This is a genomic window from Kitasatospora sp. NPDC059160 (genome assembly GCF_042755465.1).
Taxonomy (GTDB): Bacteria; Actinomycetota; Actinomycetes; order Streptomycetales; family Streptomycetaceae; genus Kitasatospora.
In genome coordinates this window covers 1-17221 of record NZ_JBHZCN010000074.1, presented here as the reverse complement: position 1 = coordinate 17221, position 17221 = coordinate 1, and the positions used below count along the sequence as shown (strand labels likewise).

The following is a 17221-nucleotide window of genomic DNA, read 5'->3' as shown; positions in this document are numbered from 1 at the left end:
CTAGCCCTTCAAGGCCTCGACCTCGGCCCGCCAGAGCCCGGTGAACTCGGCCAGTCCGAGGCCCAGTTCGGACCGTAGCAGCCGGTCCGTCCGGTGCGTCCGCTCCTCGCCCGCCCCGTCGGCCGCGCCGACCGCCCGGTAGAAGGCGACCAGCCGCTGCGTCCCGTACCGGCGGGCGATCAGCTCGCAGGCCAGCCAGGACTGCTCGTAGGCCTGGGCGATGCCGTCGGCGCCCGCGGTGAAGTCCGCGTCGGCGGGCAGCGCGGCGGGCAGCTTCCCGGCGGCGACGTCCCGGGCCAGCTCGGGGGCGATCTGCTGCGGGCGCCGGCCGGAGTCCCGGTAGGCCGTCCAGTCGGCGACGCCCTCGGAGAGCCACAGCGGGGTCCAGGCCCGGGTGTCGGCCCGGGTCGCGACGTGGGTGGTCTCGTGGGTGACGACCACCTGGCGGCCGAAGTCGCTGAGCTTCGCGAAGGCCTCGGGGTTGATCACCACCCGGTCCGCCGGGGTGTGCCGGGGGGCGCCGGGGGCGGCCACGGTGACCGCCGCCATGCCCGTCCAGCCCGCCGGGTCGGCCTCCAGCAGCCGGGCGAACTGCGGCTCGGTGGCGGGCAGTTCCAGCAGCAGCCGGCCGGGCCAGGCGTCGCCCCAGACCGCGCTGACGGCCGGCACCGCCTTGTCCCCCACCGGGACCAGCCCGGCCGGGTCGGGCCCGTCGGCCAGGCCGAGCACCAGGCAGCGGGCTCCGGCGGCGGTGCGGACCGGGCCGAGGTCCCACGGCGCCGGGGGCCCACCGGCGCCCTCCTCGCGCTCGACCCGCCAGCCGCCCCGGTCCCGGACCAGCTCGATCCGGCGCGGGTACACCACCGGGTACTCGTCGTACCCGGCGATCCGCAGCGCCAGCTCGACGGACGCGCCCTGCCGCTCCGGCCCGGCGGGCGGTGAGAGCACCAGGTTCCGGTACACCGCCTCGGCCCCGGTCAGCCCCGACCGGGCGGGCAGCGAGCGTGCCCGCGCCGCCAGCAGCGCGGCGACCTCGGCCTGCCGGTCGACGGCCCGCCCGCCCGGCGGCGGCGGGGCCACCGGGGGCAGCGACAGCTGGGCCAGTCCGCCGGCCGCCAGCAGCAACGCACCGCGCCGGGACAGCACCCGGCGCACGGGGTCTATCGGGTGGGGGCCGTCCGGCCCGGAGGGCGTCGCGCTCAGAGCCGGACCACTCCCGAGACCGGCATCGCGTTGACGCTCTCGTACCGGACCTTGGCACCGGGGTACGGGGCGTGCACCATCACACCGCCGCCGGCGTACATCCCGACGTGGTGCATGTCCCGGTAGAAGATCACCAGGTCTCCCGGCCGCGCTTCGGAGAGGCTGATCCGCTGCCCGGCGTACGCCTGGGCCTGCGAGGTCCGCGGCAGGGTCACTCCGGCCTGCCGCCAGCTGTAGTACATCAGACCGGAACAGTCGAAGGCACGCGGCCCGGTGGATCCGTAGACGTAGGGCGAGCCGACCATCCGCACCGCGGCGGCCAGCGCGGCCGCCCCGCGCTCGGAGGCGGCCGGGGCGTTGCCGAGGTCCAGCCGGTCGGTACCGCGGGTGGCGCGCTGCTCGGCCTCCCGGGCGTCCTGGGCGACCATCCGGTTCCGCTCGACGGCGCCCAGGCTGTTGAGCAGCTTCTGCGCCTTGGCGAGGCGCTGCTGGATCTGCTGCTTGTTCTCGGCGAGCGAGCGGCGAGCCTCGTCCAGTTCGGCGAGCTTGGCGGCGGTCTCGGTGCGCCGCTGGTCGAGCCGGCGCTGACGGGTGACCAGCTCGTGCAGGGTCTCCTGCTGGCGCTCGGCGGCCTGGCCGAGGGTGCGGGCGCGGGTGAGGTAGGCCTCCGGGTCGCTGGAGAGCATCAGCTGGGCGGTCTGGGTCATCCCGCCGCCCCGGTACTCGGCCCCGGCGACCGTGGCGAGGTCCCCGCGCAGCTCGTTGAGCTGCTCCTGGGCGGCGGCGACCTCGCCCTGGAGGATCGTGGTCTCGCCCAGAAGCCGCTTCTGCGCCTCCTGCGCGGCGTTGTACTTCTCCGAGGCCTGTTCGGCCTCGTCGTACAGCTGCTCGACCTGGGCCTTGACGTCCTTGCGGTCGGGCGCGTCCGGCGCCCCGGGGGCGGCCTGGGCGCTGCCGGCGGTCGCCACGCCCAGGGCCGTGGTGGCGGCCGCGGTCAGTACCAGCGCACGGGCGAGCAGTTGGGAACGACGGTGCACGGGCATGCGGCAACGGCTCCAGTCCTGCGGCGCGGCCCCGCGGCCGCGCCCCGGTGGGCGGCCGTCGAGCGGGAGTCCGGTGGCAGACGTTAGCGAGTCCGGGCAAGTGAGTCCAAACCCCTACCGACCCGAATATTTGACCCCTAATCGGACACCAGGTCGAGCCGCCGGAAAAGCCGCAGGCCCGGCCCTCCGTGACGGAGGACCGGGCCCGTGAACGCGTGGCCGGGGATCAGACCCGCACGATGGAGGCCAGCGGCATGTTGGAGACGGCCTCGTAGCGCACCGACGCACCCGGCTTGGGAGCGTGCAGCACCTGGCCGTTGCCCGCGTAGATGCCGACGTGGTGGGCGTCGCCGTAGAAGATCAGCATGTCGCCGGGCTGGGCCTGGGAGATGTCCGAGCCGATCCGGGTGCCGGCGCCGGCCTGCTCCTGCGAGGTGCGCGGCAGCGACACCCCGGCCTGGTTGAACGCCCAGACCATCAGGCCGGAGCAGTCGAAGGAGCTGGGGCCGGTGGCGCCCCAGACGTACGGGCTGCCGACCTTGGTGGCGGCGGCGGCCAGCGCGGCGGCACCGTGCGAACTGCCCGGGGCGATCTTGACCGGCGCGGCGGTGGAGCCCGAGCCGAGGTCGCTGCGGCTGCTGTCGCGCGAGGCGCGGTCCGGGGCGGCGGCCTTCGCGGCGGCGTCCGCCTTGGCCTTGGCGTCGGCGGCGGCCTTGTCCTCGGCCGCCTTGATCGCCTGGCGCTCCTGCTCGGTCAGCGTGTTGAGCAGGTCCTGGGCGGCCTTGAGCTTGTTCTGGACCTCGTCCTTGGAGGCCTTCAGCTGCTGGGTCGTGGACTCCAGCTCGCCGAGCTTGCCCTGCGCCTCGGTGCGGTCCTGGTCCAGCTTGCGCTGCTGGTCCTGGAGCTGCTTGAGCTGGTTCTTCTGGGTGCTGCCCGCCTGGTTCAGCGCGCCGGCCTGGTTGAGGAAGTTGTCCGGGCTGGAGGAGAACATCAGCTGGACCGTCGGGGATATGCCCCCGTTGCGGTACTGCTCGCCGGCGATCTCGGCCAGGCCGCCCTGGAGGTCGGTCACCTGGGCCTGCTGGCGGGCCACCTGGTCCTGGAGGCCGGAGACCTGCTTCTCCAGCTCCTGCTGCTTCTCCTGCGCGGCGTTGTACTTCTCGGTCGCCTGCTCGGCCTGCTCGTTGAGCTGGTCGACCTGCTCCTTGACCTGGTCCTTGGTCGGCTGCGGGTCGGCGTGCGCGCTGGACTGCGCGGAGAGCGCGACGGCGGCGGCGGCGAAACCGGTCAGGATCGAGACGCGGGTACGGCTGGCGGGCTTGGGACGACGATGGGACGCCACGAAGGCGGACTCCTTCTTCCTACGCCGCCTACCGGGTGAGCTGACGGGTTCGGGCCGGAAGCATGCCCTACGACGCCTCACCGGCCTCACCTACGGCCGACCTGGCGCCGATTCACCCCGGAGGAACGTGTGGTTCCCCGGCTCCGCTCCGCAGCGCCCCCGACTACTGGGCTCCCCTGTCGGGCAGTCGCTTCGACCTGCCCCGCTGTTTCGCGAACTCGGCGGTAACCACCGCCGCCACCCAGGCTGGGTGATCGACTGTGCGGTGGTTCGGAGCACGACCCTAGTAACTGAACCGTGATCCGTTCAAATCCTTGTCAGAAAAAAGACGGAAGATTACCCATGTTCTTTTGTGAAAATGACTGATGGTGATCACCGGCGCACGCAAAGCTGATCGACTCTCACCCTCCGGCCCACCCGGTCCGCAAACCCGGAGCGCCACCCCCGACCGGAGGTGGCGCGGATCACAGGGCCGGAACCGGCCCCCGGGGAGGTACCGGAGCGTCAGATCCGGCGGATCGTGTTGATCGACATCGCGTCGGCCTTCATCACCTTCACCACGTCACCGGTGTGCGGCGCGTGGACCACCATGCCGTTGCCGATGTACATCCCGACGTGGTGCATGTCGCCGCCGTAGATCACCAGGTCACCCGGCTGGGCGGTGGCCAGCGTCACGGCGGTCCCGATGTGGCCCTGCTCCTGCGAGGTGCGCGGCAGCGAGACGCCGGCCTGGCCGTACGCCCAGACCATCAGGCCCGAGCAGTCGAAGGTGGAGGGCCCGGTGGCGCCCCACACGTACGGCGAACCCTGCTTGCTCATCGCCTTGGCCACCGCCACGGCGGCGTAGCCGCTGGCCGGCGGCAGGTTGCTGAGGTCGACCCGGTCGGCGCCGCGGGAGGCGCGGTCGTCCTGCTGCTGCTGGGCCCGGAGCGCGGCCCGGTCGGCGGCGCTGAGCGAGTTCAGCAGGTCCTGGGCGGTCTTCAACTTGGTGTTGACGTCCGCCTTGGCCTGGTTGAGGTCCTTGGTGGTGGAGTCCAGGGAGGCGAGCACGGCGGCCGCCTCGGCCTTCTCCTGGTCCAGCCGGCGCTGCTGGTCGAGCAGGCCCTTGAGCGCCTCGGTCTGGGTGGTGCTGGCCTGCTGGACGCTCGACGCCTTGTCCAGGTAGCCGGACGGGTCGGAGGAGAGCATCAGCTGGACGGACGGGTCGATGCCGCCGGTGCGGTACTGCTCGCCCGCGACCTGGGCCAGGCCCACCTGGAGCTGGCTCATCTGGTCCTGGCTGCGGGCCACCTGGTCCTGGAGCTGGTCGGCCTGCTTGCGGAGCTGGTCGGAGCGCTCCTTGGCGCCGTTGTACTTCTCGGCCGCCTGCTCCTGCTCCTGCTGGAGCTGGTCGATCTGCGCCTTGACGTCACTCTTGTTCGGCTGCGGCGCGGCATGCGCGGCGACCTGGGCGGAGAGGGCGACCGCGGTCGCAGCAGCAGCGGTGAGCACGGAGACCCGCGCGCGGCTCGGCTGCTTGGGACGGCGGTGGGAGGCCAAGGGACCGGCTCCTTCTTCCATCGGACTCACCTGATCAGGTGAGATTCCGGAAAATAGGTTTGACGCCAGACCCTAGTGAAGATCTACCCGTTTTGCCACTCCCCCGAAGGCGTGAACTCCGGTTCCCCCACTGACTTCACCGGATCCGCACACCCGCACGGAAGCCCCACTGACCTGCCGTCACAGCCCCCGTCCCGACTCCGACCCGGCTCGGGGCCGGCTCAGGGCCGGGCCAGCCGGTTCAGCAGCAGCACCGAGGCCACCGGGCGCGCACCCGCCTTCCGCACGCCCTCCGCGACCTCCCGGTCGGTGGAGACCACCACCACCGGACGGCCCTGCGGCTCGGCCCGGACCAGACGGCGGATCAGCTCGTCCGCGGTCTCGCCGGTCCGGCTGAACCGTACCCGCACCCCGCGCGGCGGCGCCATGATGACCGGTACGTCCAGGTCCTGCCCGTCGAACACACAGGTGACCTCCGCCTGGGTGCGCTGGGCCAGCATCGCCAGCCCGCCCAGCAGCCGGATCCGCTGCTGCTCCAGCGGCAGCGCCGGGTACCCGGTCTTGGTCACGTTGTAGCCGTCCACCACCAGGTGCACCTGGGGGATCGCCAGCAACTGGTCCAGCAGCGCCGGGTCGTCCTCGGCCAGGCCGCGCCGGGCCACGTCGTGCGGCGAGGCCGACCCCGGCACCACCGCCTCCACCAGGTCCGCCGGGCGGAGCTGGGAGACCGGCAGCGCCAGCTCCCGCTGGAGGCCCTGCGCCGACTGCAGCACGGTGTCCAGCAGCAGCCGCAGCCGCATGTCCTCGACGCTGCGGCCCTCCCGGGCCGAGCGGCGGCCCTGCTCGACCGCGGTCTCCAGTTCGGAAACCCGGTGCCGCAGCCGCCGCGCCTCGGACTCGGCCGCGCTGCGCTCCCCGGTGGCCTGCGCCCGCGCCGCCTCCAGCTCCCCGGTCACCCGCCGGGTCTCGGCCTGCGCCCGCCGGGTGTCGCTCTCCAGCGACCGCACCTTCTTGCGCAGCGACTCGGCCTCCCGCCGGACGCCCTCGAACTCCGCGCGCTGGCGGTCCAGGTCCGCCCGCGCCGCGGCCCGCACCTCGGCCAGCTCGGCCTGGAGCTTCTCCACCTGCCGGGCGGCCTCCGCCGCCGCGTCCTCGGCGCCGGCCCGCTCGGCCTCCTCGCCCGCCTCGGCGACCAGTCGGCTCCAGCCGGGCGAGCGCACCAGGTAGGCGGCGGCCGCGACGTCCATCGGATCGGCGGCGCCGGGGACGGTGCCCGACTCCAGCGCCTTCACCAGGTCCGGCTGGCCCAGCCGCAGCCGCTCCGCTATCCGCACCCGGAAGGCCGGCTCGGACTCCAGCGCCGCCGCCAGCGCGGTGGCCGCGTACTTGGCCCGCCGCGCGGGGGTGAACTTGACGTACTGACGCAGGCTCTGCGGCAGCTCCCCGGGCGGCAGCCCGCCCAGCGCGTCCGAGGCCAGCCCGACCACCCGCCGGCGCACCCCTTCGGGCAGCGGCCGGTCCAGCTTCTCGGGCGCCCGCTCGGCACCCGCGCCGGCCGGGGCCCCGCCGGCGCCCCCCGGGAGGTCGGTCTCGGACCGGACCGGCCCGGCGGCCGGCTCCGGTGCCGGCGCAGCGGGCTGAAGCCCCTGCGCTTCGCCGGGCTCCCTCGCTGCGTCCACCACGTCCTCGGCTCCGATCCTGGTCCAGCGGGTGCGGCCGCGGCCGCCCCTGTCGTCACGCTCCGTGCGTCTTGTCTGTATTGTCCCGTGCGGTGGACGGCGGTGTCGCGCACCGCCCACCGCACCGGAGGGGTCAGCCCTGCGTGGTGGGGGCCTCCGCGGCCTCGGCACCCGGACGGGCCACCAGCTCGACCTGGTCCACCGCGTTGCACCAGCGGCAGCGCACGGACTCCACGGTCTCGCTGTGCACCTCGGTCTCCTCGACCCGGGATTCGCCGGCCAGGTCGAAGTGCAGGAACTCGGTGACCCGCGCGGAGCGGGTCACGTCGAAGCGGGTGAGGTTGCCGCACAGCGTGCAGCGCCAGCGCGTCTCGGCGGTCGGAGCGGGGACGGTCATCGGGGGTCCTCTCGGCTGGTCCCTGGGCGGGCCGGGCGCTCCCCCGGAGCCCCGGCGTCGGCGGCGGGAGGCGGGAATGCCCGCCCCAAGCCTATTGCCTGGGGCAACCACGAGGACCACCGGTCAGCTGAGATGACCGGAGTCCGTCCCGCCCCGCCGGACGGACCAGTAGTCCACCTGCCGTAAACCGCCGTGTCACCTGCCACGCCCGGAGGGATGCTTGGCCGCATGGCGCTCACGGCCCCCGACCACACCGACGCGCGGGACGGCCGCCCGGCGCTGCCCGCCCCGGCGGTCACCTACGCCCTGATCGCGGTCAACACCCTGGTCTTCCTGCTCGGCCCGGCCGCCGGCCTCAACCCCCTGTACGGCACCGGCCAGGCCCGGATCTGCGCCGAGCAGCGGTACGAGCAGCGCTGGGGCGCCGTCCCCGCCGAACTGCTGACCGGCCACCCGCTGACCGCCGGACAACTGGCCGAGGCCCCCGACCCGGTCCCCGGCTGCCCCGCCGCCCCCACCCCGGGCAAGCACCCGGCGGTGTCCGCCCTCACCGGCCTCTTCCTGCACGCCGGCTGGCTGCACCTGCTGGGCAACCTGCTCTTCCTGCACGTCTTCGGCCCGACCGTCGAACGCCGGGTCGGCCGGGCCAGGTACCTCCTCTTCTACCTGGCCGCCGGCTGCACCGCCTCGTACGGCTTCGCGCTCGCCGAGGCGCACTCGCCCGACTCCACCCGGGTCCTGATCGGCGCCTCGGGCGCGATCTCCGCCGTGCTCGGCGCCTACCTGCGCTTCCACCCGCGGGCCCGGGTGACCACCCTCGTCCCGCTGCTCCTCTTCCTCCCGCTGCGCTTCCCGGCCTGGCTGGTGCTCGGCCTCTGGTTCGCCCTGCAGTGGTGGTCGGTGCACTCGGCCGGGCCCGGAGTGGCCTACCTGGTGCACGTGATCGGCTTCTCGGCGGGCTTCCTGTACGCCTGCACGGTGGTCGGCCACCCCCCGAGACGCCCCGGCTGAGGCCCGATACGCTGGCCGCACCCCATCAAGGAGCCCGAACTGTGATCACCGCCATCGTCCTGATCAAGACCAGTGTCGACCGCATCCCTGAGATCGCCGAGGCCATCGCCGCGATCGAGGGCGTCAGCGAGGTGTACTCGGTGACCGGCGGGTACGACCTGGTGGCGATGGTCCGGGTGCGCCGCCACGACGACCTGGCCGAGGTCATCCCAGGCCGGCTCAACAAGGTCCCGGGCGTGGCCCACACCGAGACCCAGATCGCCTTCCGCACCTACTCCCAGCACGACCTGGAAGCGGCCTTCGCCCTCGGCCTGGACGAGTAGGACTCAGCTCGCGCGACGCGTGTCGGCGACGCAACGGCCGCCCTCGTTGCGGTAGTTCCACGCCGCGCCGTCCGAGACCAGCTCGCGGACCGCGGCCAGGAAGCGCTCGACGTGCTCGTCCGGCGTGCCGGCGCCGAAGCTCACCCGGATCGCGTTCAGGCTGCGCTCACCGGGCAGCGAGGGCTCGGGCGCCCCGCACTCGGAGGGCGCCACGTCCTCGTCCCCGAGCAGGGTGCGCACCAGCGGGTGGGCGCAGAACAGCCCGTCGCGCACGCCGATGCCGTACTCGGCGGACAGCGCGGCCGAGAAGTGCGAGCTGTTCCAGCCCTGGACGACGAAGGACAGCACGCCCACCCGGGCCGAGCCGGCCCCGAACAGGTTCAGCACCCGGACCTCGGGGATCTCCGCCAGCCCCGCCGTCAGCCGCTCGACCAGCTCCCGCTCCCGGGCCTCCAGCGCGTCGAAGCCGGCCTCGGTGAGCGCCCGACAGGCCGAGGCGATCGCGTAGGCGCCGATGACGTTGGGCGAGCCGGCCTCGTGCCGGGCCGGGCCGGTGTGCCACTGCACCGCCACCGAGCCGTCCAGCTCCCGGGCCACCGTCCGGGTCGCCCCGCCGCCGGCCAGGTAGGGCTCGGCCGCGTCCAGCCAGTCGGAGCGCCCGGCCAGCACCCCGGCGCCGAACGGCGCGTACAGCTTGTGGCCGGAGAAGGCGATCCAGTCGACGCCCAGTTCGCGCACCGAGACCCGGTGGTGCGGGGCCAGCTGGGCGGCGTCCAGCACCACCCGGGCGCCGTACCGGTGCGCGGTCCCGGTCAGTTCGGCGACCGGCCACAGCTCGCCGGTCACGTTGGAGGCGCCGGTGACGCACAGCAGCTTCGGGCCCTCCGGCGCCGCGGCCAGCGCCTCCTCCAGCGCGGCCACCGCCTCGGCCCGCGAGCGCGGCGCCCGCAGGTAGCAGACCTCCAGCCCGGCGTGCGCCCACGGCAGCAGCGAGGCGTGGTGCTCGGTCTCGAAGGCGAACACCCGGGTGCCGGCCGGGACGGCGGCGGCCAGCAGGTTGAGCGAGTCGGTGGTGGCGCGGGTGAAGACCACCTGGTCGCCCTCGCGCAGGTCGAGGAACTCGGCGACGGTCCGGCGGCTCTGCTCGAACAGGTCGGTGGACAGCTGGGAGAGGTAGCCGGCGCCGCGGTGCACGCTGCCGTAGTAGGGGGCGTAGGCGGCGACGTCGTCCCACACCCGCTGGAGGGCCGGCGCGCTGGCCGCGTAGTCGAGAGCCGCGTAGCCGACCTTCTCACCGCTGACGAGCGGGACCTCGACGTCGTGGCCGAGGACGGCGAGCGGGGCGGTGGTTCCGAGGGAGAGGGACATGAGGATGCACTCCTTCACGGGTAAGGGACCCCGGGAGTGCTGATCGTCCGGTGTCCGCGCTTGTCGCGCGGACGGCTTGCCCGGCGACCCGGTCCTCACCCAGGGCACCCCGCCACGGACGGAGGGTTGCCGGACAGCGAGCTGGGGCTTCGCGCTGTCACTCATGACCTGGCGAAGACTCTAGGTCGGGTACGTCGGAGGGTCAAACAGGCATCCACCATCCGGACAGCCTCCTCCGCGCGCCCCTCCGGCTCGGGGCGGGCGGCCGGAGGGCCCGTGCCGACGCGTCGACACGGGCCCTCAACTACCCGCTCAGATCCGGCTGGTGGCCTCGGACCAGCGCCGCAGCAGGTCCTGCGCCCGGCCGGAGTCGATCGCCTCGGCCGCCCGCACCATGCCCGCCGCGAGCTGCTCCGCCAGCGGGGCGTCGCCCAGCTCCAGCGCGACCAGCGCCGCCGCCGTGTTCAGCAGGACGGCGTCCCGCACCGGCCCGCGCTCCCCGGCCAGCAGTCGGCGCGCGACCTCGGCGTTGTACGCGGCGTCGGCCCCGCGCAGCGCCTCGATGCCGACCAGCTCGATGCCGACGTCCCGCGGGTCGAACGTGGTCTCGGTGACCACGCCGTCGCGCACCACCCAGACCCGCGAGGTGGTGGTGATGGTCAGCTCGTCCAACCCGTCGTCGCCGCGGAACACCAGCGCGGTCGCCCCGCGCCGGGCGAGCACCCCGGCGATCAGCCCGGCCAGCCGGGTGTCGAAGCAGCCGATGGCGTGCGAGGTGACCTTCGCCGGGTTGGTCAGCGGGCCGAGGATGTTGAAGGCGGTGGGCACCCCGAGGTCGCGCCGCGCGGTGGCGGCGTGCCGCATCGAGGGGTGGAACTTCGCCGCGAAGCAGAAGGTGAGCCCGACCTCCTCGGCCACCTGGGCCACCCGCCGGGAGGAGAGGTCGAGTGCCACCCCGAGCTTCTCCAGCACGTCCGAGGAGCCGCTGGACGAGGAGGCCGCCCGGTTGCCGTGCTTGACCACCTTGGCCCCGGCCGCCGCGGCGACGATCGCCGACATGGTCGAGATGTTGACGGTCTTCGCCCGGTCCCCGCCCGTGCCGACGATGTCGACCGCCGGGCCGGGGATGTCCAGCGGCTCGGCGTGGTCGTACATCGCGTCCACCAGGCCGGCGATCTCGTCGACCGTCTCGCCCTTGGCCCGCAGCGCCACCATGAACCCGGCCACCTGGACGGGGGACGCCTCGCCGCTCATGATCCGGTCCATCGCCCACGCGGTGGACGAGCGGTCGAGGTCCTCCCCCTTCAACAGAGCCGCCAGGATGTCCGGCCAGGTGCGGACCACCTGCGCGGGGTCGGTACCACCGTTCGCAGGGTTCACGTTCACCATGGCTGACTCCAGCTGTAGTCGGTTCCCCCGCGCCGGGGGGACGTCCGTACGGATGGAGCCAGCCTATCGAGCGGCGGGGTGCCGACGGCGCCCCCTTCTCCAGGACTGAGACGGCACCGCTCAGCGCGTGGCCGGGGCCCGCTTGGCCAGCCGGGCCCGCAGCAGGGTGGCGACCGCCTCGGCCAGCGCCACCGGCTCGACCGGGTGGGAGATCGCGGCATCGGCCCGGCTCCAGGCGGCGAGCCAGGAGTCCTGCGGCCGGCCGATCAGCACCAGCACCGGCGGGCACCCGTAGATCTCGTCCTTGAGCTGGCGCCCGAGGCCGAGGCCGCCGGCCGGCACCGCCTCGCCGTCCAGCACGCACAGGTCGACGCCGCCCTTCTCCAGCGCCTTGATCACCGCGGGGGTGGTCGCGCATTCGAGGTAGGACAGCTCCGGAAGATCCTCGGCGGGGCGACGGCCGAGCGCCGTCAGCACCTGCTCGCGGGTGTTGCGGTCGTCGCTGTAGACGAGGACGGTGAGCGTCTCGTCGGTCGTGTACGCCATGGACCCTGCTCCCTCAAGTGTGATCCGGACCACGTTCACCTGATCCGGATGCTACTCCCGTTTCCCCCGTCGCCGGTCCCCCTCGCGCACGTTCCCCCTCAAGCCGCCGCGCCCGTGACTCACCCGCTCGGAGGACGGCCCGTCACCCGGACCCGCCCGGTCCACCCGGACGGCGGATGCGGCGCCCCGCCCCCCTACGGCAGGACACTGGGCCGACCGTGCAACGACGCGCCGGGCAACGGGGTCGCGGGCTCCTCCGAGGAACCGTCAGAAAAGGGACACGCCGCTGCTCAGCCCTCGTCCGGACCCTCCGTCGGCCTTCAAGCGGGCATACCGCACGCACCGGACACTCCGAGGGACACCCCCCGACGTGAAGACGGAATAAGGGACCGACATAATGTCCGTCGTGGCGACAGCAACAGCAACAGAAACCGGGCACGCGCACGGATCGGTCAATCGACCGAACATGGTCAGCGTCGGAACGATCGTCTGGCTCAGTTCCGAGCTGATGTTCTTCGCGGCCCTCTTCGCGATGTACTTCACGCTCCGCTCCGTCAAGGGAGCCGAGTTCTGGGCCGAGAAGGCGCACGCCCTCAACGTGACGTTCTCCTCGATCAACACCACGATCCTGGTGCTCTCCTCGCTCACCTGCCAGCTCGGCGTGTTCGCCGCCGAGCGCGGTGACGTGAAGAAGCTCCGCGGGTGGTTTGCCCTCACGTTCTTCATGGGCGCGATCTTCATCGGCGGCCAGGTCTACGAGTACACCGAGCTGGTCAAGAACGACGGCCTCTCGCTGTCCTCCGACCCGTACGGCACGGTGTTCTACCTGACCACCGGCTTCCACGGTCTGCACGTGACGGGCGGTCTGATCGCCTTCCTGCTGGTCCTGGGACGGACGTACGCAGCCAAGCGCTTCACGCACGAGCAGGCCACCGCCGCGATCGTCGTGTCCTACTACTGGCACTTCGTCGACGTCGTGTGGATCGGCCTGTTCGCGACCATCTACCTGATCAAGTAACCAGCTGATCAGGTCGCTGGCCACCGGCAGCGGCCCCCGCCCTCACCGGCGACGGGCCGCTTCTGCCGGTGCCGACGCTCCCACCGACCGACCGCGCGCGCAGCCTTGGACAGGCAACCTCGTGCCGGCCAGACCGGCCGCCGGGTGCACCCACCAGTCGACCAGATCCTGACACCGGGGTTATTCCGTGAAAAAGCTCTCCGCACGACGGCGCCACCCATTGGCGGCGCTGGTCGTCCTACTTCTCGCCCTGGCGGCAACCGGGGGGCTGTACGCCGCGTTCGCGCCCGCCGACAAGGCGCAGGCCGACGTCGCGGCGCAGTCGCTCGCGATCGATGAGGGCAAGAAGCTCTTCGCCGTGGGCTGCTCCTCCTGCCACGGCCTGAACGGCCAGGGCAGCAGCGACGGTCCGAGCCTGGTCGGCGTGGGCTCCGCCGCTGTCGACTTCCAGGTCGGCACCGGTCGCATGCCGGCCCAGCAGCCCGGTGCCCAGGTGCCGCGCAAGAAGGCCATCTACAGCCAGAGCGAGATCGACCAGCTCGCCGCGTTCGTCCAGTCGCTCGGCCCCGGCCCGATCACGCCGGACGCGAAGCAGTACACCTCGACCAACCCGGACGACATCTCCAAGGGTGGCGAGCTGTTCCGCACCAACTGCGCCCAGTGCCACAACTTCGCCGGCCAGGGCGGTGCCCTGACGAAGGGCAAGTACGCCCCGTCGCTGGAGGGCGTGGACGCCAAGCACATCTACGAGGCCATGCAGACCGGCCCGCAGCAGATGCCGTCGTTCCCGGACAGCACCATGCCCGAGGAGCAGAAGAAGCAGATCGTGGCCTTCGTCCGCCACACCACCAACGATGAGCCCAACCCCGGCGGTCTCACCCTGGGCAGCCTCGGTCCGGTGACCGAGGGTCTGTTCGGCTGGATCTTCGGCCTCGGCACGCTCATCGCGGTCGCGATCTGGGTCGCCGCCCACACCACCAAGGCCAAGAAGTCATGAGCCACGACATGTCAGAAGAGAAGCTCCCGGAGCCGCACGGCTCCGCCGGCGAGGTGGCCGACCACGGCAACCCGTTCGCCGACCCGGGCCTGCCGGCCCACGAGCCCCGCCGCACCGACATCGACGAGCAGGCCGCCAAGCGGGCCGAGCGCCAGGTCTCGCTGATGTTCGTGGTCTCGATGCTCGCGACGATCGGCTTCATCGCCTCGTACGTGGCCATCGACCCGGACAAGATCGTCTACATCTTCCCGCTGGGCCACGTCAGCGCGCTGAACTTCGCGCTCGGCCTGACCCTGGGCGTCGCGCTGTTCATGATCGGCGCGGGCGCGGTCCACTGGGCCCGCACCCTGATGTCGGACGTCGAGCTGCCGGCCGAGCGTCACCCGATCGAGGCCTCCGACGAGGTCCGCAACGACGTCATCGACCAGTTCAAGACCGGTGCCGCCGAGTCCGGCTTCGGTCGCCGCAAGATGATCCGCAACACCCTCATCGGGTCGATGGCGCTGGTCCCGCTCTCCGGCGTGGTCCTGCTCCGCGACCTCGGCCCGCTGCCGGAGAAGAAGCTCCAGGAGACGGGCTGGAAGGAGGCCACCCCGGCCAAGCCGGTGCAGCTCGTCAACATGAGCACCATGCAGCCGATGAAGCCCGAGGACCTCGTGATCGGCTCGCTGACCTTCGCGATGCCGGAGGGGCTCACCACCCACGACGAGGACTTCCAGCAGCGCATCGCCAAGGACGCCCTGATGCTGGTGCGCATCGCGCCGGAGGACATCAAGGACGACAAGTCCAAGGAGCTGGGCTTCGAGGGCATCCTCGCCTACTCCAAGATCTGCACCCACGTCGGCTGCCCGATCAGCCTGTACGAGCAGCAGACCCACCACGCGCTCTGCCCCTGCCACCAGTCGACCTTCGACCTGGCGGACGGCGCGCGCGTCATCTTCGGCCCCGCCGGCCACCCGCTGCCGCAGCTGAAGATCACCACTGACGAGCAGGGCAACCTGATCGCCACCGGCGACTTCGAGAAGCCTGTCGGCCCGAGCTTCTGGGAGCGTGCTCGATGAGTAGCGCGAGCAGCACCAAGACCGGTGCCGCCAAGCCCTCCAGCACGCGTGCGAACCCCGCCAACAAGTGGGAGTCCGCGGCTGACTGGACGGACGGCCGGCTGGGGATCTACTCCCTCGCCAAGGCCAACCTGCGCAAGATCTTCCCGGACCACTGGTCCTTCATGCTGGGCGAGATCTGCCTCTACACCTTCGTCATCATCATCCTGACCGGTGTCTACCTGACGCTGTTCTTCAAGCCGTCGATGGCCGAGGTCGTCTACAACGGCTCGTACGTGCCGCTCAAGGGCATCGGGATGTCCGAGGCGTACGCCTCGACGGTGGACATCAGCTTCGAGATCCGCGGCGGTCTGCTGATCCGCCAGATCCACCACTGGGCCGCCCTGGTCTTCGTGGCCGCGATGCTCGTGCACATGATGCGCGTGTTCTTCACGGGCGCGTTCCGCAAGCCGCGCGAGATCAACTGGGTCTTCGGCTTCCTGCTGCTGGTCCTCGGCATGTTCGACGGCTTCTTCGGCTACTCGCTGCCGGACGACCTGCTGTCGGGCACCGGTATCCGCTTCATGGAAGGCGCGATCCTCGCGGTCCCGCTGGTCGGCACCTACATCCAGATGTTCCTGTTCGGGGGCGAGTTCCCCGGCCACGACATCGTGCCGCGGTTCTTCACCATCCACGTCCTGCTGATCCCGGGCATCATGCTCGGCCTGCTGGTCGCGCACCTGATCCTGGTCTTCTACCACAAGCACACCCAGTGGGCGGGCCCGGGCAAGACCGAGAAGAACGTCGTCGGCATGCCGCTGATGCCGGTCTACATGGCCAAGGCCGGTGGCTTCTTCTTCCTGGTCTTCGGCATCATCGCCGCCATCTCGGCGATCGCCACGATCAACCCGATCTGGGCGTACGGCCCGTACCGTCCGGACCAGGTGTCGACCGACGCCCAGCCCGACTGGTACATGGGCTTCTCCGAGGGCCTGATCCGCGTCATGCCGGGCTGGGAGATCAGCCTGTGGGGCCACACCCTGAACCTGGGTGTCTTCGTCCCGCTGATGATCTTCCCGCTGGTCCTGGTCGCGATCGCGGTCTACCCGTTCATCGAGGGCTGGATCACCGGCGACAAGCGCGAGCACCACATCCTGGACCGCCCGCGCAACGCCCCGGTCCGCACCGCCCTGGGTGCCGCCTGGATCAGCCTGTACCTGGTGCTGCTGGTCGGTGGTGGCAACGACCTGTTCGCCACCCACCTGCACCTGTCGATCAACTCGATCACCTACTTCGTGCGCGCCGGCTTCTTCGTGGTGCCGGTCATCACCTTCATCGTCACCAAGCGCTGGTGCCTCGGCCTCCAGCGCCGCGACAAGGAGAAGGTGCTGCACGGCCGCGAGACCGGCGTCATCAAGCGCCTGCCGCACGGTGAGTTCATCGAGGTGCACGCCCAGCTGCCGGCGAAGGACCTGCACACCCTCACCGCGCACGAGCAGAACCAGCCGGTCGAGCTGCCGGCCCAGACGGACGAGAACGGCGTGGCCCGCAAGGCCGGCGCGCTCACCCGCACCCGGGCCAAGCTCTCCCGCGGCTTCTACGGCGAGGGCAGCCAGATCCCCAAGCCCACCGCCGAGGAGCACCACGAGATCACCAGCGGCCACGGCCACCACTGATCCCGTACGCGCCCGCGTCACCCCGAGGGCCGCTGACCAGAGTTCATCTGGTCGGCGGCCCTCGGCCTTTGCCCCTCCGCCGGTACCCCTCTGCCAGTCCCCCTGCCGGCCCCGCACCCGCCGCGTCCCCAGGAGCCACCCGTGCAGCTGTCCGTCGACCCCGCCGCCGCCACTCCCCCGTACGAGCAGATCCGCGCCCAGATCGCCGAGCGGGCCCGCTCCGGCGCGCTGCCGACCGGGCTGCGGCTGCCCACCGTGCGGGCCCTCGCCGAGGAGCTGGGGCTGGCCGCCGGAACGGTCGCCCGGGCCTACAAGGAGCTGGAGGCGGACGGCGTGGTGGAGACCCACGGCCGGCGCGGCACCCTGATCGCGGCCACCGGGGACGCCGCCCACCGGCTGGCCGCCGAGGCCGCCGCCGAGTACGCCGAACGCGCGAGCCGGCTGGGCCTGTCCCACCCGGAGGCCCTGGCCGCCGTGGTCACCGCCCTGGGCCTGGCCTACCCGCAGGCCTGAGGGCCCGGCCCGGGCCCTGGGAGGCGGCCTCGGCCGGACCGGGCCTAGGGCCTGTCCGGCGGATCTTGGCAGATCAGCGCGCGGCGTTGGGCGCCCGGCTGGGCGTGCGCCCGAGTCGGCCTCGTACTGGACGTACT

At 72.3% G+C, this 17221-nt stretch carries 16 protein-coding genes and 2 riboswitches; of the genes, 7 read left to right on the top strand and 9 right to left on the bottom strand.

Annotated features, from left to right (window positions below; all coding sequences use genetic code 11):
• From ACFXOZ_RS28195 to ACFXOZ_RS28170, 6 genes are all read right to left on the bottom strand, one after another.
• Nucleotides 1–1155: a hypothetical protein gene (locus tag ACFXOZ_RS28195; RefSeq protein ID WP_380593187.1), complete on the bottom strand. Its 1155-nt coding sequence runs from the start codon at nucleotides 1153–1155 to the stop codon at nucleotides 1–3.
• Nucleotides 1156–1199: 44 nt separating this feature from the next.
• On the bottom strand, nucleotides 1200–2246 hold the full coding sequence (locus tag ACFXOZ_RS28190; RefSeq protein WP_375893290.1) for an NlpC/P60 family protein: 1047 nt from the start codon (nucleotides 2244–2246) through the stop codon (nucleotides 1200–1202).
• 226 nt (nucleotides 2247–2472) lie between these two features.
• A complete protein-coding gene (locus ACFXOZ_RS28185; RefSeq protein ID WP_380593186.1) occupies nucleotides 2473–3588 on the bottom strand; it encodes an NlpC/P60 family protein in 1116 nt (371 codons plus the stop codon).
• A gap of 10 nt (nucleotides 3589–3598) precedes the next feature.
• A riboswitch (cyclic di-AMP (ydaO/yuaA leader) is annotated at nucleotides 3599–3754 on the bottom strand.
• Between the two features lie 338 nt (nucleotides 3755–4092).
• Nucleotides 4093–5127, bottom strand: a complete 1035-nt coding sequence (locus ACFXOZ_RS28180) for an NlpC/P60 family protein (RefSeq protein WP_375893294.1) — start codon at nucleotides 5125–5127, stop codon at nucleotides 4093–4095.
• Nucleotides 5128–5348: 221 nt separating this feature from the next.
• On the bottom strand, nucleotides 5349–6650 hold the full coding sequence (locus tag ACFXOZ_RS28175; protein WP_375893323.1) for an NYN domain-containing protein: 1302 nt from the start codon (nucleotides 6648–6650) through the stop codon (nucleotides 5349–5351).
• Nucleotides 6651–6939: 289 nt separating this feature from the next.
• A complete protein-coding gene (locus ACFXOZ_RS28170) occupies nucleotides 6940–7203 on the bottom strand; it encodes a hypothetical protein (RefSeq protein WP_375893296.1) in 264 nt (87 codons plus the stop codon).
• 228 nt (nucleotides 7204–7431) lie between these two features.
• On the opposite strand from ACFXOZ_RS28170, the gene ACFXOZ_RS28165 reads away from it, so the two are divergent.
• Both ACFXOZ_RS28165 and ACFXOZ_RS28160 read left to right on the top strand, forming a co-directional pair.
• Complete coding sequence (locus tag ACFXOZ_RS28165; RefSeq protein ID WP_380529843.1) at nucleotides 7432–8214, top strand: rhomboid family intramembrane serine protease; 783 nt, start codon at nucleotides 7432–7434, stop codon at nucleotides 8212–8214.
• Between the two features lie 41 nt (nucleotides 8215–8255).
• Nucleotides 8256–8537 carry an Lrp/AsnC ligand binding domain-containing protein gene (locus tag ACFXOZ_RS28160; RefSeq protein WP_030240061.1) on the top strand — a complete coding sequence of 94 codons (282 nt, stop codon included), beginning with the start codon at nucleotides 8256–8258 and terminating at the stop codon, nucleotides 8535–8537.
• A gap of 3 nt (nucleotides 8538–8540) precedes the next feature.
• Here the strand turns inward: ACFXOZ_RS28160 and ACFXOZ_RS28155 are convergent, their stop codons facing one another.
• From ACFXOZ_RS28155 to ACFXOZ_RS28145, 3 genes are all read right to left on the bottom strand, one after another.
• Complete coding sequence (locus ACFXOZ_RS28155; protein ID WP_380593185.1) at nucleotides 8541–9905, bottom strand: aminotransferase class V-fold PLP-dependent enzyme; 1365 nt, start codon at nucleotides 9903–9905, stop codon at nucleotides 8541–8543.
• A 51-nt stretch (nucleotides 9906–9956) separates the two neighbouring features.
• A riboswitch (SAM riboswitch) is annotated at nucleotides 9957–10074 on the bottom strand.
• 143 nt (nucleotides 10075–10217) lie between these two features.
• Nucleotides 10218–11294: an anthranilate phosphoribosyltransferase gene (gene trpD, locus ACFXOZ_RS28150; RefSeq protein WP_375893302.1), complete on the bottom strand. Its 1077-nt coding sequence runs from the start codon at nucleotides 11292–11294 to the stop codon at nucleotides 10218–10220.
• A 120-nt stretch (nucleotides 11295–11414) separates the two neighbouring features.
• Nucleotides 11415–11840, bottom strand: a complete 426-nt coding sequence (locus tag ACFXOZ_RS28145) for a hypothetical protein (protein ID WP_375893304.1) — start codon at nucleotides 11838–11840, stop codon at nucleotides 11415–11417.
• A gap of 397 nt (nucleotides 11841–12237) precedes the next feature.
• Between ACFXOZ_RS28145 and ACFXOZ_RS28140 the strand changes: the two genes are divergently transcribed.
• From ACFXOZ_RS28140 to ACFXOZ_RS28120, 5 genes are all read left to right on the top strand, one after another.
• Nucleotides 12238–12858, top strand: a complete 621-nt coding sequence (locus tag ACFXOZ_RS28140) for a heme-copper oxidase subunit III (RefSeq protein ID WP_375893306.1) — start codon at nucleotides 12238–12240, stop codon at nucleotides 12856–12858.
• A gap of 187 nt (nucleotides 12859–13045) precedes the next feature.
• Complete coding sequence (locus tag ACFXOZ_RS28135; RefSeq protein WP_375893308.1) at nucleotides 13046–13855, top strand: c-type cytochrome; 810 nt, start codon at nucleotides 13046–13048, stop codon at nucleotides 13853–13855.
• An 8-nt stretch (nucleotides 13856–13863) separates the two neighbouring features.
• A complete protein-coding gene (locus ACFXOZ_RS28130; RefSeq protein ID WP_375893309.1) occupies nucleotides 13864–14916 on the top strand; it encodes a Rieske 2Fe-2S domain-containing protein in 1053 nt (350 codons plus the stop codon).
• A complete protein-coding gene (locus ACFXOZ_RS28125) occupies nucleotides 14913–16571 on the top strand; it encodes a cytochrome bc complex cytochrome b subunit (RefSeq protein ID WP_380529837.1) in 1659 nt (552 codons plus the stop codon). Before ACFXOZ_RS28130 ends, ACFXOZ_RS28125 begins: the two co-directional genes overlap by 4 nt.
• 141 nt (nucleotides 16572–16712) lie before the next feature.
• On the top strand, nucleotides 16713–17084 hold the full coding sequence (locus ACFXOZ_RS28120) for a GntR family transcriptional regulator (protein WP_375893312.1): 372 nt from the start codon (nucleotides 16713–16715) through the stop codon (nucleotides 17082–17084).
• Nucleotides 17085–17221: the final 137 nt, after the last annotated feature.

Bases quoted from the DNA above. Each gene is read 5' to 3' on its own strand.
- ACFXOZ_RS28145 (WP_375893304.1), bottom strand. From the start codon at position 11,840: ATGGCGTACACGACCGACGAGACGCTCACCGTCCTCGTCTACAGCGAC.
- ACFXOZ_RS28155 (WP_380593185.1), bottom strand. From the start codon at position 9,905: ATGTCCCTCTCCCTCGGAACCACCGCCCCGCTCGCCGTCCTCGGCCAC.
- ACFXOZ_RS28125 (WP_380529837.1), top strand. From the start codon at position 14,913: ATGAGTAGCGCGAGCAGCACCAAGACCGGTGCCGCCAAGCCCTCCAGC.
- ACFXOZ_RS28190 (WP_375893290.1), bottom strand. From the start codon at position 2,246: ATGCCCGTGCACCGTCGTTCCCAACTGCTCGCCCGTGCGCTGGTACTG.
- ACFXOZ_RS28140 (WP_375893306.1), top strand. From the start codon at position 12,238: ATGTCCGTCGTGGCGACAGCAACAGCAACAGAAACCGGGCACGCGCAC.
- ACFXOZ_RS28165 (WP_380529843.1), top strand. From the start codon at position 7,432: ATGGCGCTCACGGCCCCCGACCACACCGACGCGCGGGACGGCCGCCCG.
- ACFXOZ_RS28130 (WP_375893309.1), top strand. From the start codon at position 13,864: ATGTCAGAAGAGAAGCTCCCGGAGCCGCACGGCTCCGCCGGCGAGGTG.
- ACFXOZ_RS28170 (WP_375893296.1), bottom strand. From the start codon at position 7,203: ATGACCGTCCCCGCTCCGACCGCCGAGACGCGCTGGCGCTGCACGCTG.
- trpD (WP_375893302.1), bottom strand. From the start codon at position 11,294: ATGGTGAACGTGAACCCTGCGAACGGTGGTACCGACCCCGCGCAGGTG.